Raw genomic sequence first — 14,235 nt, 5'->3', positions numbered from 1 at the left:
GCGCGGGGAACTGCGTGAGCAAGCCCCACCGGGGTGAGGACGGCTACGCGCCGTGAAGGGCAGACGATTCGTCCGGCCGACGCGACGCCGTGGCTGGTCGCGCAGTTCCCCGCGCCCCTGACGGGGCGCTCGGCCATCGCATCCCGTTCACCTGGCCCGGCTCATCGCCGATGACGTACCGCACCCTGCGGCCCCGCACGCGCCGCGCGGGCGCCCGGCAGCCGCGAGGGCGGCAGCCGGGTGCGAGGCGGGCGAAGGCGGTCATCGGGACGGGTCAGCTCCGCCCGTGCCGCAGGGCCGGGTGCGCGCCCGCGGCGACCAGGTCGGAGACCGCGGACTTCGGGTCGCGGCCGGTCACCAGGGACTCGCCGACCAGCACCGCGTCGGCGCCGGCGTTGGCGAACGCGATGAGGTCGTGCGGACCGCGCACACCGGACTCGGCGATCTTGACGACGCTGTCCGGCAGCTCGGGCGCGACGCGCTCGAAGGTGGAGCGGTCGACCTTCAGGGTCTTGAGGTCGCGGTTGTTGACGCCGATGACCTTCGCGCCCGCGTCCACGGCCCGCTCGGCCTCGTCCTCGTCGTGCACCTCGACGATCGGCGTGAGGCCGATCGAATGGGCGCGCTCGATGAGCGACTCCAGGGCGGGCTGCTCCAGGGCGGCCACGATCAGCAGGGCGAGGTCGGCGCCGTACGCCCGCGCCTCCCACAGCTGGTACGAGGTGACGATGAAGTCCTTGCGCAGCACCGGGATGTCGACTTTGGCCCGGACGGCCTCCAGGTCGGCGAGCGAACCGCCGAAGCGGCGCTCCTCGGTGAGCACGGAGATGACGGCGGCGCCGCCCGCCTCGTAGTCGGCGGCGAGTCCCGCGGGGTCGGCGATCGCGGCGAGCGCGCCCTTGGACGGGCTGGAGCGCTTGACCTCGCAGATGACCTTGACGCCGTCGCCGCGCAGCGCGGCGACCCCGTCCTTGGCCGCAGGAGCCTTCGCCGCGCGCTCCTTGAGCTCGTCGAGGCTGACGCGCGCCTGCCGCTCCGCGAGGTCGGCACGGACTCCGTCGATGATCTCGTCGAGCACACTCACGCGAGCGGCCCCCTTCCCAGACGGTGAAGCTTTTGTTTGAACCTCAAGCTGTCGGCTGCCTCATCAGGCATTCCGATGGTCACTGCGATGGTATCCGCAGGAGGGCGAAGGCCCCGCATCCGGTTGACGCCAGTCCCACGTCCTGGACACTCCGCACCGCTGCGGCCTGCGGTTTCGTCGTACGTCAAGGGTGCAGCCATGCCCCGAACGGCAGATTGCGCACGAGGGTGAACACGGCGATCAGCACGCCGATTCCGTACAGCTGTACGGGCCCCAACTCGATCCGCAGCCGTCGTCCGCGCGCCGCGCGGGCCGCCCAGAGGCTCCACACCACAGCGAAGACGCCGTACCCGACGACGGCGAGCGCGTTGGCGCCCAGTGCCGCGGTGAGGTCGCCGTGGACGAAGGCGTGGGCGCTGCGCAGTCCGCCGCAGCCGGGGCAGAACACGCCGGTGAGCTGGAGCAGCGGACAGGTGGGGTAGTGCCCCGGCTCGTTCGGGTCGACCGTCCCGACGTAGGTGAAGGCGGCGATCACCGAGCCGAGCACGCCGACGGGCACGGCCAGCCTGCGCAGTGCGGTGCCGGCGGGTGGTGCCGCGCTCCCGGGTTCAGCGTTCACCCGATGCATTCTGCCCTTCGGCGGTGGCCCGTGCCCGGCAGGGAAACGCGAAAAAGGAGGCCGCCCCGGCACCTGCCGGGACCGCCTCCCACGTGCGTCGGTGGAGCTCAGCCCTCGGAGTGCGCGAGCTGACCCTGCGGCTGCCGCTGGCGCTTCGCCTGGCCGAGGCCCGCGGCGCGCATGACCATGCCCACGACGCCACCGGCGGCGACGATGACCATGCCGGCCCAGAAGCCCAGCGGGTTGGCCATCACCATGAAGGCACCCGATACGCAGAAACCGATGAAGGCGATGATGACACCGGTCCAGGCGGCCGGGGTGTGTCCGTGGCTCGTGCCCGCCATGACTTGCTCCTCGTTGCTGTATGCGTGGTGGTGATGCGTGGGGTGAGCCGAACGCTCACCGCTCCATTGTCCCGTACTCGCGCGCGTGCCGTGAGCGCGGGGTCATGCCTCGCGCGTCGGGTCCTCGCCGCGGTCCAGGGCCTTCCACAGGTCCTCGGGCCGGTTGGGGTCGACCGTGGGCGGCGCCTTGCGCGGACGCGGCGCGCCGTCGCGTTCGTAGCGTCCCGACATCGCGGGCCAGGACCTGCCGTACGTGAGGGCGAGCAGTCCGGCGATCAGGAGCAGCACGCCCGCGCCGGCCGCGGCGTAGGGCCAGGCCGTGTGGCTGAGATCACCGATCGTGGCGGCGGTGTCGCCGGAGGCCTCGGCGGCCTTCTCGTCGAGCGCGCCGCTGTCGTTCGCGGCGAGCAGGGCGGCGGCCACGGTGCCCGCGCCGCTCAGCGCGAGCAGCAGCGAGACCAGCGTCCGGCCGGCCTTGCGGACGGCGAAGACGGCGACGAGCGCGGCGAGCCCCACTATCGCCAGGGCCGCGGGCACGCCCGTGACATCGCTGCCCGTGGCGCTCAGCGGCAGGTCGCCGCCGGCCACCGAAGCGGTGCCGTTGGCCCACGTCTGGCGGGACGCGAGCAGGGCGAGGGCCGCGCCGACTGCGCCGAACAGCAGGGCCACGGCGATGCTGCGTCGGCCGCTGCGCTGGGCCCGGGTCTCGGGCTCTGCGTCGGGCTCGGCGGCGTCGGCGGCCTGGGTGCGGGGCGGTGGTACAGCAGAAGTCACGCCTCCACTATCCCTCACGTCCGTCGGGGCGCCGCAGCCGGTTGGCCGTGTGGACGGCCCGCAGGACCGCCGCCGCCTTGTTGCGGCACTCGGTGTCCTCGGCGACGGGATCGGAGTCGGCGACGACCCCGGCTCCGGCCTGGACGTATGCCGTGCCCTTGCGCAGGAGCGCGGTGCGGATGGCGATGGCGGTGTCGGAGTCGCCGGCGAAGTCGAGATATCCGACACAGCCGCCGTACAGGCCGCGCCGGGAGGGTTCGAGCTCGTCGATGATCTGCATCGCGCGGGGCTTGGGGGCGCCGGAGAGGGTGCCCGCGGGGAAGCAGGCGGTGAGCACGTCGAAGGCGGTGCGTCCCTCGGCGACCCGTCCCGTGACGGTCGACACGATGTGCATGACGTGCGAGTACCGCTCGATGGACATGAAGTCGACGACCTCGACGGAGCCCGGCTCGCAGACGCGCCCCAGGTCGTTGCGGCCCAGGTCGACCAGCATCAGGTGCTCGGCCCGCTCCTTGGGGTCGGCGAGCAGCTCGTCGGCGAGCGCCTGGTCCTCCTGCGGGGTCGCGCCGCGCGGCCGGGTGCCCGCGATGGGGTGCACCATGGCGCGCCCGTCCTCGACCTTGACGAGGGCCTCGGGCGACGAGCCGACGACGTCGAACCCGTCGAAGCGGAAGAGGTACATGTACGGCGAGGGGTTGGTGGCCCGCAGCACGCGGTAGACGTCCAACGCGCTGGCGTCACAAGGGGTTTCGAAGCGCTGCGAGGGCACGACCTGGAAGGCCTCGCCCGCGCGGATGCGCTCCTTGATGTCCTCGACGGCCTCTTGGTACTGCTCGCCGCCCCACAGCGCGGTGTACGCCGGGAGCTCGGACGGCGGGAGGGCGGCCGGGGGCTGCGAGACGGCCCGCGACAGGTCGGCCTCCATGGCGTCGAGCCGGGCCACCGCGTCGGCGTACGCCTCGTCGACGCCCGTCTGAAGGTCGTTGTGGTTGATCGCGTTGGCGATCAGGAGCACCGAGCCGTCCCAGTGGTCGAGTACGGCGAGATCGCTGGTGAGCAGCATGGTCAGCTCGGGCAGCTGGAGGTCGTCGCGCTCACCGGGGCCGATCTTCTCCAGGCGCCGCACGATGTCGTAGCCGAGGTATCCGACCATCCCGCCGGTGAAGGGCGGCATCCCGGACGCCAGGTCGCGCGGCGTGTGCAGGGCCTCGACGGTGGCACGCAGGGCGTCGAGCGGGTCACCGGAAGTGGGGACGCCGACGGGCGGGGTGCCCAGCCAGTGGGCGTCGCCGTCGCGGGTGGTCAGGGTGGCGGCGCTGCGGACGCCGACGAAGGAGTAGCGAGACCAAGAGCGGCCGTTCTCCGCGGACTCCAGGAGGAACGTGCCGGTCCGCTCTGCGGCCAGCTTGCGGTAGAGCCCGACCGGAGTGTCGCCGTCCGCGAGGAGCCTGCGGCTGACGGGGATCACTCGGCGGTCGCTCGCGAGCTTGCGGAAGGTCTCGAGATCCATGGGAGGAGCTTACGGCCGTGCGGGTGGCCGCCGGTGTTTCTGGCCGACAGGTGGAACACCGGCCACTAGAACGGGACGATGACCAACCGCCGTACGCTGCCCGCCCTCGCCCTCCTCCTCGCGTCGACCGCGTTCGCGGCCGCCGCACCCGAGCCCGTGGTGTGGCCCGCCCCCAAGGACGTACCCGAGAGGGTGCGGGCCGCGGGCCTGACGATGCTCGACTCCGAGGCGATGGACATGCACATCCACACCACCCTGAAGGTGTTCTCCGGCCGCAGTCCCGTCACGGTCCCCGCGGACATCGGCATCGACCGCTCGGGCCCCAGGCCCCGCTACAGCCCGCTGCACACGCACGACACGACGGGCACCCTGCACGTGGAGTCGGAGGAGTGGCGGGACTTCACCCTGGGTCAGTTCATGACCGAGTGGGGCGTGAGCGGCGTACGGGAGAAGTGCCGCGCCGATGTCGCCGGGCGCGCCTGGGCCGGCGATCCGTCCCGCATCGTGCTGCGGGACGGCGAGACGATCACTCTCCGATGCCGGTGAAGGACACCGTGAGGGAGTCGGAGTCGAAGCACGTGCGGGTGCCCGTGTGACAGGCGGCGCCGATCTGGTCGACCTGGACCAGGACGGTGTCCGCGTCGCAGTCCAGGGCCACGGACTTCACGTACTGGAAGTGCCCGGACGTGTCGCCCTTGACCCAGTACTCCTGGCGGCTGCGCGACCAGTACGTGCAGCGGCCCGTGGTGAGCGTGCGGTGCAGCGCCTCGTCGTCCATCCAGCCGAGCATCAGCACCTCGCCGGTGTCGTACTGCTGGGCGACGGCGGGGACGAGTCCGTCCGCGCCGCGCTTGAGGCGGGCGGCGATCTCGGGGTCGAGGCTGCTGGGCGGGGGCGTGGCGGTCATGGCCCCATTGTGCCGCGCCCTCGGCGCCCCGCCGGGCCACGTCCACTGGGCGGACCCCGTACCGAGTCGTAGGCTGGGTGGCATGTCGACCCATGCCAAGCGTGAACGACTTCTCCTCGCCGACCTGTTGGAGGCCGAGGGTCCCGATGCCCCCACCCTCTGTGAGGGCTGGAACACCCGTGATCTCGCGGCCCATGTGGTGGTCCGCGAGCGCCGCGCGGACGCCGCGGGCGGGCTGCTGATCAAACAGCTGGCCTCGCGCCTGGAACGGGTGCAGGCCGAGTTCGCCGCGAAACCGTACGAGGAACTGATCCAGTTGATCAGGACCGGCCCGCCGCGCTTCTCCCCCTTCTCCCTCAAGCAGATCGACGAGGCGTCGAACGCCGTAGAGTTCTACGTCCACACCGAGGACGTGCGCCGCGCCCGGCCCGGCTGGACGCCGCGCGAGCTCGACCCGGTCTTCGCGGACGCCCTGTGGTCCCGCCTGGAGAAGATGGCCCGCCTGGTGGGCCGCAAGGCTCCGGTGGGCGTGGTCCTGCGGCGCCCGGACGGCCAGACGGCGGTGGCGCACCGCGGCACTCCCGTGGTGACGGTGACCGGAGAGCCGTCCGAGCTGCTGATGTTCGTGCACGGACGGCAGGACGCGGCCGACGTCGAGCTGGACGGGGACAAGGACGCGATCGCCCGACTGCACGAGACGAAGCAACTGGGCATCTGATGATCAAGATCGCCATGACCGGCGTGTACGTCGACGACGTGGCCAGAGCCCACGCCTTCTACACGGACGTACTCGGCTTCGAGACCCGCCACCACGTGGACATGGTGGGCGGGCAGGTGTTCGTCACCGTGGGGGCGGCGGGCGGTCAGGGCGATGTGGAACTGCTCCTCGAACCGGGCGAGGGCCCCATCGCGGAGCCCTACCGCAAGGCGCTGCACGAGGCGGGAATCCCGTGCATCGTCTTCGGGGTCGACGACGTACGGGCCGAGCACGAGCGGCTGCGGGGCCTCGGGGTGCGGTTCGCCCAGGGGCCGGAGGAGCAGGGGCCGGTGATCACCGCGGTGCTTGACGACACGGTGGGGAATCTGGTGCAGCTGATGGAGACCAAGGCGTAGGCCTCCCCCGGCTCCGTTGCCCGGCCGTGTGTCATGGCCGGGGCGGGGCGGTCACGGCCGGGGTGGTCGGCAGCTCGGCCGCACGAAGCCCTCGCGAGCCCAGCCCGTAGAGACCGGCGAGCGCGCAGGTCGCCGCGCTGGCGGTGAACACGGGGGCCGTCCCCCAGACGCCCACGGCCCATCCCGTCAGGGGGTACGTCAGCGGCGCCACGCCCAGGCTGACGAGGCCGGCGACCGCGGTGACCCGGCCGATGTACGCGGGGTCCGACTCGGTCTGCACCAGCGCCGAGGACAGGGCACCGGTGAGTCCCACCAGGAGACCGACCAGGAGCGCCACCCCGGCCGCGACCGGCAGGCTCGGCAGATAAGCCACGGCGGCGATCCCCGCGGCCCCCACGGCACACGTCCCGGACAGCACGAGGCCCGCCCGCGGCAGCCTCCCCCGCACGGTCAGCAGCAGCGCCGACACCCCTGCCCCCAGACCGAACCCGGCGAGCACCACGCCCATGCCCGACGCACCCCAGCCGCGCTCGTCGGCCAGCATGGTGAGCCCGATGTTCAGGGGTCCGACGAAGCCGAGATCCCCCAGGGCGACGACCACCATCAGCGGGGCCAGGACGCGGTGGCGCCGGATGTACCGGAGCCCGTCGCCCAGTTCGCTCCACGCGGTCCTGCCGCCCTGCGCCGTCTCCTCGGCGGGCAGCTCGGCCATGCGGACGGACACCAGCAGCGGCAGCGACACCGCGAAGAGCAGCCCGGCGACGCCGAAGGCCGTGGCCGCCCCGCCGAGTGCCACGCCGAGGCCGCCGAGCGGCGCCCCCACCACGTTGGCGAGCCGGATCACCAGGCCCCGCATGCCCTGCACGCGCGCCAGCTGGTGCCGCACGGTGATGCGTGCGGGCAGCGCGCCCACGGCAGGCATGAACAGCGCGTCGACCACACCGAAGACGAACCCGAGCGCGGCGAGCAGCCACACCCCGGGGCTCGTCCCGATGAGCGCCCCCGCCACCGCGAACACCGCGACGCACCGGACCGCGTCGCTGCCGATGACGACCTTGCGCGGCCCGAACCGGTCGGCGACGACCCCGCCGCCCAGCATCAGGAGCGCACGCGGCACGGCGCTGACGGCCATGACCACGCCCGCCTGCGCAGGGCTTCCGGACTGGAGGGCGGCCCAGGAGAGCGCGAGGTAGTAGACGTTGTCGCCGACCGCGGACGCGCTGTACGCGCCGAGCCAGCGCAGGACGTTGGCGTCCCGGTACGCGGGCTTCTCGGGGGCGGGGACGGGAGCCGTACGTATGCCGGTGGTGGTCATGGCGCCGCCCTCTCAGATCCGGAACGGGAAACTGGCCAGATGCACCGCGACGTTCTCGCGCCCCTCGGTGTCGCCCGCCGCCTCGGCGGCCTTGCCCTGCTCCTCGTACGTCTTGACCAGGGCGTGGATCTCGGCGTTGAGCCGGGTGAGTTCGGCGGGGTTGAGGCGGGCGAGGAAGTCCGACTGGTCCGCCGCCGTGCGCCACTCGGCGCCCCAGGCCGCCTGCTGGTCCAGATAGGTGTTGTACTGCTCCTCCCGCTGGGCGATCAGAGCGCGGACGACGGCCGTGTGCGTGGCCGCCCCCTCCGGCGTGTCCTTGAAGTCCTCGTGCCGGAAGCTCAGGGTGTCCTGCGCCGCCTGCCACCATCGCTCCCGCGCGTCCCCGCTCTGCACCTCCGCCTCCACGATCAGGCCGTGCTCCGCCAGCTTGCGGAGGTGGTAGCTGACCAGTGAGACGGCCTCGTCGACCTGCGAGGCGAGTTGGGACGCGGTCGACGGGCCCGCCACCCGCAGCGTGCCGTAGACCTTCAGACGCAGCGGATGCCCGAAGGCCTTGAGCGTGCCGACGTCGGTGATGCGGCGGGACTCTTCACGCTTGGGCTTGGGATTGGGCTCGGGCTGCTTGTCGTTCATGGCTTCACCGTAGATAGAAAAGAAAACTTGCGCAATATAAATTGCGCAAGTTTCCCTTCCTATCTGGGCGACGCAAAGCCCTGGCCACCCAGTGACCAGGGCTTGTGCGAGGAACCGCTCAGCGGACCGGGTTGCCCGCCTCCCGCAGGGCGTCCTTCACCTCGCCGATCCGCAGATCACCGAAGTGGAAGACCGACGCGGCGAGCACCGCGTCCGCGCCCGCCGCGATCGCGGGCGGGAAGTGTTCCAGGCGGCCCGCGCCGCCGGACGCGATCACCGGGACGGTGACGTGACGGCGTACCGCCGCGATCATCTCGATGTCGTAGCCGTCCTTCGTGCCGTCCGCGTCCATCGAGTTGAGCAGGATCTCGCCCGCGCCCAACTCGGCGGCCTGGTGCGCCCATTCGACGGCGTCGATCCCGGCGGACTTGCGGCCGCCGTGGGTGGTGACCTCGAAGCTCCCGGACGGAGTGCGCCTCGCGTCCACCGAGAGGACGAGCACCTGGCGCCCGAACCGCTCCGCGATCTCGCGGATCAGCTCCGGGCGGGCGATGGCGGCCGTGTTCACGCCCACCTTGTCCGCGCCCGCGCGCAGCAGCTTGTCGACGTCCTCGGCGGTGCGGACGCCGCCGCCCACCGTGAGCGGGATGAAGACCTGCTCGGCGGTGCGGCGGACCACGTCGTACGTCGTCTCGCGGTTGCCGGAGGACGCGGTGATGTCCAGGAAGGTGAGCTCGTCGGCGCCCTCGGCGTCGTACACCTTGGCCATCTCGACGGGGTCGCCCGCGTCGCGCAGGTTCTGGAAGTTGACGCCCTTGACGACGCGGCCGTTGTCCACGTCCAGGCAGGGGATCACGCGTACGGAGAGGGTCATGCCGTCACCCCTGCCCGCGGGCCGTACGCCTCGACCTCGACCTCGACGACCAGGCTCGGGTCGATGAAGCCGGAGACGATGAGCATCGACGCGGCGGGGCGGACGTCGTCGAAGAGCTCCTTGTGGGCCCGGCCCACCTCCTCCACGTCCCGCGCGTGCGTCAGGTACATACGGGTGCGTACGACGTGCTCGCGGCCCAGGCCCAGCTTCTTCAGCGCCTCGATGGCCACGTGGAAGGCGTTGGCCGCCTGCTCGTAGGGGGTTCCGGCGTCTATCACGCCGTCCACCACCGACGTGCAGCCCGACACCAGGACAAGGCCGTTGGGCAGCTCGACGGCGCGGGAGTAGCCGATCGCCTCCTCCCACGGTCCGCCCGAGCTCACCCTGCGGACGACGTCACTCATGACGACGCCACCGCCGCGAGGGCCTCTTCGAGCGTGAAGGCCTTCGCGTACAGCGCCTTGCCGACGATGGCGCCCTCGACGCCCTGCGGGACGAGCTCGGCGATCGCGCGCAGGTCGTCCAGGGACGAGACGCCGCCGGAGGCCACCACCGGGCGGTCCGTGGCCGCGCAGACGTTGCGCAGGAGCTCCAGGTTCGGGCCCTGGAGCGTGCCGTCCTTGGCGATGTCGGTGACGACGTAGCGGGCGCAGCCCTCGGAGTCGAGGCGCTCAAGGGTTTCGTAGAGGTCGCCGCCGTCGCGGGTCCAGCCGCGGCCGCGCAGGGTCGTGCCGCGCACGTCCAGGCCCACCGCGATCTTGTCGCCGTGCTCGGCGATGACCTTGGCGACCCACTCCGGGGTCTCCAGGGCGGCGGTGCCCAGGTTCACGCGGGTGCAGCCGGTGGCCAGGGCCGCGGCGAGCGTGTCGTCGTCGCGGATGCCGCCGGACAGCTCGACCTTGATGTCCATGGCGCCCGCTACCTCGGCGATCAGCGCGCGGTTGTCGCCGGTGCCGAACGCGGCGTCCAGGTCGACCAGGTGCAGCCACTCGGCGCCCGACCGCTGCCAGGAGAGGGCGGCCTCCAGCGGGGAGCCGTAGGAGGTCTCCGATCCGGACTCGCCGTGGACGAGGCGCACGGCCTGGCCGTCGCGGACGTCGACGGCGGGAAGGAGTTCGAGCTTGCTCACAGAGATCCCTGACATTCCTAGAGGGTTCCGATCCAGTTGGTGAGGAGCTGGGCGCCGGCGTCGCCGGACTTCTCGGGGTGGAACTGCGTGGCCCACAGCGCGCCGTTCTCGACGGCGGCCACGAAGGGCTCGCCGTGCGTGGTCCAGGCGACCTTCGGGGCGCGGAAGGCGGGGTTGCCCGCCTCGAAGTCCCAGTGGTGCACGGCGTACGAGTGCACGAAGTAGTAGCGGGCGTCGGCGTCCAGGCCCGCGAACAGCTGCGAGCCCTCGGGCGCCTGGACCGTGTTCCAGCCCATGTGCGGGACGATGTCGGCCTTGAGCGGCTCGACGGTGCCGGGCCACTCGTCGAGGCCCTCGGCCTCCACGTCGTGCTCGATGCCGCGCGCGAAGAGGATCTGCATGCCCACGCAGATGCCCATCACGGGGCGGCCGCCCGCGAGCCTGCGGCCCACGATCCAGTCGCCGCGCGCCTCCTTGAGCCCCTGCATGCAGGCGGCGAAGGCGCCGACACCGGGGACGAGGAGACCGTCGGCGTTCATGGCCGTGTCGTAGTCACGGGTTATCTCGACCTCCGCGCCCGCGCGCGCGAGGGCGCGCTCGGCGGAACGGACGTTCCCGAAGCCGTAGTCGAAGACGACGACCTTCTTGGGAGCGGTCATACGTGGATCAGCTCCCCTCAGTTCCAGTAGTCGAGCCGCATGACGCCCGCGACGATGCACATGGCCGCGCCGATGGAGAGCAGCGTGATCAGGCTCTTGGGCATCCCCTGCTTGACGAAGGAGATGATGCCGCCGACCAGGAAGAGACCGACGACGATCAGGATGGTGTTGAGACCGGTCATGGCTTTACAGCGCGCCCTTCGTGGAGGGGAGGATCCCGGCGGCACGCGGGTCGCGCTCGGACGCGTAGCGCAGCGCGCGGGCGAGGGCCTTGAACTGGCACTCCACGATGTGGTGGGCGTTGCGGCCGTAGGGCACGTGCACGTGCAGGGCGATCTGGGCCTGCGCGACGAAGGACTCCAGGATGTGCCGGGTCATCGTCGTGTCGTACGTGCCGATCATCGGCGCCATGGTCTCGGGCTCGGTGTGCACGAGGTAGGGGCGGCCGCTGAGGTCGACGGTCACCTGGGCGAGCGACTCGTCCAGCGGGACCGTGCAGTTGCCGAAGCGGTAGATGCCCACCTTGTCGCCGAGCGCCTGCTTGAAGGCGGCGCCCAGGGCGAGGGCGGTGTCCTCGATGGTGTGGTGCGTGTCGATGTGCAGGTCGCCCTCGGTCTTGACCGTGAGGTCGAAGAGGCCGTGGCGGCCGAGCTGGTCGAGCATGTGGTCGTAGAAGCCGACACCCGTCGACACCTCGACCTTGCCGGTGCCGTCGAGATCGATCTCGACGAGGACCGACGTCTCCTTGGTGGTGCGTTCGACCCGTCCAACGCGGCTCATGCCTGCTGCTCCTTCTTCAGTTCGCGTACCGCATCGAGGAACGCGTCGTTCTCTTCGGGGGTTCCTGCGCTGACGCGCAGCCAGCCCGGTACTCCGTTGTCCCGGACCAGGACGCCCCGGTCGAGGATCCGCTGCCAGACCGTGTGGGAATCTTCGAATCGCCCGAACTGCACGAAGTTGGCGTCGGAGTCGGTCACTTCATAGCCGATCGCACGCAGCTCGCCCACCAGGCGGTCGCGCTCCCGCTTCAGCTGCTCGACGTACTTCAGGAGCGTGTCGGTGTGCTCCAGGGCGGCGAGCGCGGTGGCCTGCGTGACGGCCGACAGGTGGTACGGCAGGCGTACGAGCTGTACGGCGTCGACGACCGCCGGGTCGGCCGCGAGGTAGCCCAGGCGCAGCCCGGCCGCTCCGAAGGCCTTCGACATGGTGCGGGAGATCACGAGGTTCGGCCGTCCCGCGAGCAGCGGGAGCAGCGAGTCGCCGTGGCTGAACTCGACGTACGCCTCGTCCACGACCACCATCGACGGCTTGGCGGCCTGCGCGGCTTCGTAGAGCGCGAGGACCGTGTCGCCGGAGACGGCGTTGCCCGTGGGGTTGTTGGGCGTGGTGATGAAGACGACGTCGGGCCGGTTCTCGGCGATGGTCTTCGCCGCCGCCTCGACGTCGATCGTGAAGTCGTCGCCGCGGGGGCCGGAGATCCAGCCCGTGCCGGTGCCGCGCGCGATGAGCCCGTGCATCGAGTACGAGGGCTCGAAGCCGATGGCGGTGCGGCCGGGCCCCCCGAAGGTCTGCAGGAGCTGCTGGATGACTTCGTTCGAGCCGTTGGCCGCCCAGACGTTCGCCAGGGTGACCTCGTGGCCGCCGGTGTCCGTGAGGTAGCGCGCGAGCTCGGTGCGCAGCTCGACCGCGTCGCGGTCGGGGTAGCGGTTGAGGTCGCGGGCCGCATCGCGGACGCGCTCGGCGATGCGCTCGACGAGGGCGTCGGGGAGCGGGTAGGGGTTCTCGTTCGTGTTCAGTCGTACGGGTACGTCGAGCTGGGGCGCGCCGTAGGGGGACTTGCCGCGCAGCTCGTCGCGTACCGGAAGGTCGTCGATGTGGGTCACTTGGTCTCCGGCACCTTCCATCCGAACCGGGCCTTGATCGCCGCGCCGTGCGCCGGCAGGTCCTCGGCCTCGGCGAGCGTCACCACGTGGCGGGCCACGTCGGCGAGCGCGTCACGCGTGTAGTCGACGATGTGGATGCCGCGCAGGAAGGACTGGACGCTGAGCCCCGAGGAGTGGCAGGCGCAGCCGCCCGTCGGCAGGACGTGGTTGGACCCGGCGCAGTAGTCGCCGAGCGAGACGGGCGCCCACGGTCCGACGAAGATCGCGCCCGCGTTCGTCACGCGCTCCGCGACGGCGGCGGCGTCCGCGGTCTGGATCTCCAGGTGCTCGGCGCCGTACGCGTTCACGACGCGCAGGCCCTCCTCCAGGCCGTCGACCAGGACGATCGCGGACTGCCTGCCCTCCAGGGCGGGGACGATCCGGTCCTCGACGTGCTTGGTCGCCGCGACCTGCGGCTCCAGCTCCTTGGCGACCGCGTCGGCCAGGGCCACGGAGTCGGTGACCAGGACGGCTGCCGCGAGCGGGTCGTGCTCGGCCTGGCTGATCAGGTCGGACGCCACGTGCACGGCGTCGGCCGTGTCGTCGGCGAGGACCGCGATCTCGGTCGGGCCCGCCTCGGTGTCGATGCCGATGCGTCCGGTGAAGTAGCGCTTGGCGGCGGCGACCCAGATGTTGCCGGGTCCGGTGACCATGTCGGCGGGTGCGCAGGTCTCGGTGCCGTACGCGAACATGGCGACGGCCTGGGCGCCGCCCACGGCGTACACCTCGTCGATGCCCAGGAGCGCGCAGGCGGCGAGGATCGTCGGGTGCGGGAGGCCGCCGAAGTCCTTCTGCGGCGGGGACGCGAGCGCCATCGACTCGACGCCCGCCTCCTGCGCCGGGACGGCGTTCATGATCACGGAGGACGGGTACACGGAGCGGCCGCCCGGGGCGTACAGCCCCACGCGCTCGACCGGCACCCACTTCTCGGTGACCGTGCCGCCGGGCACGACCTGCGTGGTGTGCGGGGCGCGGCGCTGCTCGCGGTGGACGATGCGGGCCCGCCGGATCGACTCCTCGAGCGCCTCGCGCACGAGTGGGTCGAGGCCGGTCAGGGCCTCGGCGATGGCGCTCGCGGGGACGCGGATCCGCGTCAGGCCCACCCCGTCGAACCTCTCCGCGTAGTCGATCAGCGCCGCGTCGCCACGATGATGCACGTCCTCGCAGATGGGCCGCACCTTCTCCAGGGCGGCCGCGACGTCGAAGTCGGCACGGGGCAGCAGGGCGCGCAGGGCGGGGCCCTCGGGGAGGGCGTCGCCGCGCAGATCGATTCGGGAGATCACAGGGCCAATTCTCGCAGACCCTGATTGCGGGTCGAACGCCGTATCACTGGCTGATATAGATCCCGGAAG

Annotated in this window: 20 protein-coding genes; 3 read left to right on the top strand and 17 right to left on the bottom strand. The window is 71.7% G+C overall.

Features of this window, described 5'->3' with window-relative positions; genetic code table 11:
- Positions 1-43: 43 nt before the first annotated feature.
- From trpM to ACIGXX_RS21440, 6 genes are all read right to left on the bottom strand, one after another.
- Positions 44-265: a tryptophan biosynthesis modulator TrpM gene (gene trpM / locus ACIGXX_RS21465; RefSeq protein WP_383819517.1), complete on the bottom strand. Its 222-nt coding sequence runs from the start codon at positions 263-265 to the stop codon at positions 44-46.
- A 9-nt stretch (positions 266-274) separates the two neighbouring features.
- A complete protein-coding gene (gene trpC / locus ACIGXX_RS21460; RefSeq protein ID WP_351162303.1) occupies positions 275-1,084 on the bottom strand; it encodes an indole-3-glycerol phosphate synthase TrpC in 810 nt (269 codons plus the stop codon).
- A gap of 184 nt (positions 1,085-1,268) precedes the next feature.
- Positions 1,269-1,712, bottom strand: a complete 444-nt coding sequence (locus tag ACIGXX_RS21455) for a DUF2752 domain-containing protein (protein ID WP_399977736.1) — start codon at positions 1,710-1,712, stop codon at positions 1,269-1,271.
- A gap of 98 nt (positions 1,713-1,810) precedes the next feature.
- Positions 1,811-2,047 (bottom strand): HGxxPAAW family protein, encoded by a 237-nt coding sequence (locus tag ACIGXX_RS21450; RefSeq protein ID WP_351162307.1) that lies wholly within the window; start codon positions 2,045-2,047, stop codon positions 1,811-1,813.
- A 102-nt stretch (positions 2,048-2,149) separates the two neighbouring features.
- Positions 2,150-2,821, bottom strand: coding sequence for a TIGR02234 family membrane protein (locus ACIGXX_RS21445; RefSeq protein ID WP_351162309.1), 672 nt, complete (start codon positions 2,819-2,821; stop codon positions 2,150-2,152).
- A 7-nt stretch (positions 2,822-2,828) separates the two neighbouring features.
- Positions 2,829-4,331, bottom strand: coding sequence for an anthranilate synthase component I (locus tag ACIGXX_RS21440; RefSeq protein WP_351162311.1), 1,503 nt, complete (start codon positions 4,329-4,331; stop codon positions 2,829-2,831).
- A gap of 78 nt (positions 4,332-4,409) precedes the next feature.
- Between ACIGXX_RS21440 and ACIGXX_RS21435 the strand changes: the two genes are divergently transcribed.
- On the top strand, positions 4,410-4,877 hold the full coding sequence (locus ACIGXX_RS21435; RefSeq protein ID WP_351162313.1) for a hypothetical protein: 468 nt from the start codon (positions 4,410-4,412) through the stop codon (positions 4,875-4,877).
- Here the strand turns inward: ACIGXX_RS21435 and hisI are convergent.
- Positions 4,858-5,238: a phosphoribosyl-AMP cyclohydrolase gene (hisI, locus tag ACIGXX_RS21430; protein ID WP_351162315.1), complete on the bottom strand. Its 381-nt coding sequence runs from the start codon at positions 5,236-5,238 to the stop codon at positions 4,858-4,860. The genes ACIGXX_RS21435 and hisI overlap by 20 nt on opposite strands.
- An 82-nt stretch (positions 5,239-5,320) precedes the next feature.
- Between hisI and ACIGXX_RS21425 the strand changes: the two genes are divergently transcribed.
- Complete coding sequence (locus ACIGXX_RS21425) at positions 5,321-5,956, top strand: TIGR03085 family metal-binding protein (RefSeq protein WP_383819510.1); 636 nt, start codon at positions 5,321-5,323, stop codon at positions 5,954-5,956.
- The gene (locus ACIGXX_RS21420) at positions 5,956-6,351 is read left to right on the top strand and encodes a VOC family protein (RefSeq protein ID WP_351162319.1); all 396 of its coding nucleotides are present in this window, start codon (positions 5,956-5,958) and stop codon (positions 6,349-6,351) included. Before ACIGXX_RS21425 ends, ACIGXX_RS21420 begins: the two co-directional genes overlap by 1 nt.
- A gap of 31 nt (positions 6,352-6,382) precedes the next feature.
- On the opposite strand, the gene ACIGXX_RS21415 is transcribed toward ACIGXX_RS21420, so the two are convergent.
- The 10 genes from ACIGXX_RS21415 to hisD form a co-directional block, all read right to left on the bottom strand.
- On the bottom strand, positions 6,383-7,666 hold the full coding sequence (locus tag ACIGXX_RS21415) for an MFS transporter (RefSeq protein ID WP_351162321.1): 1,284 nt from the start codon (positions 7,664-7,666) through the stop codon (positions 6,383-6,385).
- Positions 7,667-7,678: 12 nt separating this feature from the next.
- The gene (locus ACIGXX_RS21410) at positions 7,679-8,299 is read right to left on the bottom strand and encodes a helix-turn-helix domain-containing protein (protein WP_361463721.1); all 621 of its coding nucleotides are present in this window, start codon (positions 8,297-8,299) and stop codon (positions 7,679-7,681) included.
- 118 nt (positions 8,300-8,417) lie between these two features.
- Complete coding sequence (gene hisF, locus ACIGXX_RS21405; RefSeq protein WP_351162325.1) at positions 8,418-9,173, bottom strand: imidazole glycerol phosphate synthase subunit HisF; 756 nt, start codon at positions 9,171-9,173, stop codon at positions 8,418-8,420.
- On the bottom strand, positions 9,170-9,577 hold the full coding sequence (locus ACIGXX_RS21400) for a RidA family protein (protein ID WP_361463723.1): 408 nt from the start codon (positions 9,575-9,577) through the stop codon (positions 9,170-9,172). Before ACIGXX_RS21400 ends, hisF begins: the two co-directional genes overlap by 4 nt.
- The gene (priA, locus tag ACIGXX_RS21395; protein ID WP_351162531.1) at positions 9,574-10,302 is read right to left on the bottom strand and encodes a bifunctional 1-(5-phosphoribosyl)-5-((5-phosphoribosylamino)methylideneamino)imidazole-4-carboxamide isomerase/phosphoribosylanthranilate isomerase PriA; all 729 of its coding nucleotides are present in this window, start codon (positions 10,300-10,302) and stop codon (positions 9,574-9,576) included. Before priA ends, ACIGXX_RS21400 begins: the two co-directional genes overlap by 4 nt.
- 17 nt (positions 10,303-10,319) lie before the next feature.
- On the bottom strand, positions 10,320-10,961 hold the full coding sequence (gene hisH / locus ACIGXX_RS21390; RefSeq protein WP_351162329.1) for an imidazole glycerol phosphate synthase subunit HisH: 642 nt from the start codon (positions 10,959-10,961) through the stop codon (positions 10,320-10,322).
- A 17-nt stretch (positions 10,962-10,978) separates the two neighbouring features.
- Positions 10,979-11,143 (bottom strand): hypothetical protein, encoded by a 165-nt coding sequence (locus ACIGXX_RS21385; protein ID WP_351162331.1) that lies wholly within the window; start codon positions 11,141-11,143, stop codon positions 10,979-10,981.
- Positions 11,144-11,147: 4 nt separating this feature from the next.
- Complete coding sequence (hisB, locus tag ACIGXX_RS21380; protein WP_135330188.1) at positions 11,148-11,741, bottom strand: imidazoleglycerol-phosphate dehydratase HisB; 594 nt, start codon at positions 11,739-11,741, stop codon at positions 11,148-11,150.
- Complete coding sequence (locus tag ACIGXX_RS21375) at positions 11,738-12,865, bottom strand: histidinol-phosphate transaminase (RefSeq protein WP_399977722.1); 1,128 nt, start codon at positions 12,863-12,865, stop codon at positions 11,738-11,740. The genes hisB and ACIGXX_RS21375 overlap by 4 nt, the downstream gene beginning before the upstream one ends.
- Positions 12,841-14,166 (bottom strand): histidinol dehydrogenase, encoded by a 1,326-nt coding sequence (hisD, locus tag ACIGXX_RS21370; protein ID WP_351162335.1) that lies wholly within the window; start codon positions 14,164-14,166, stop codon positions 12,841-12,843. The genes ACIGXX_RS21375 and hisD overlap by 25 nt, the downstream gene beginning before the upstream one ends.
- Between the last annotated feature and the right edge of the window lie 69 nt (positions 14,167-14,235).

The organism is Streptomyces sp. NPDC055243 (genome assembly GCF_044544025.1).
In the GTDB taxonomy this organism is placed as follows: Bacteria; Actinomycetota; Actinomycetes; order Streptomycetales; family Streptomycetaceae; genus Streptomyces.
The sequence above is the reverse complement of the archived record's forward strand: the minus strand, read 5'-3'. Positions and strand labels throughout refer to the sequence as shown.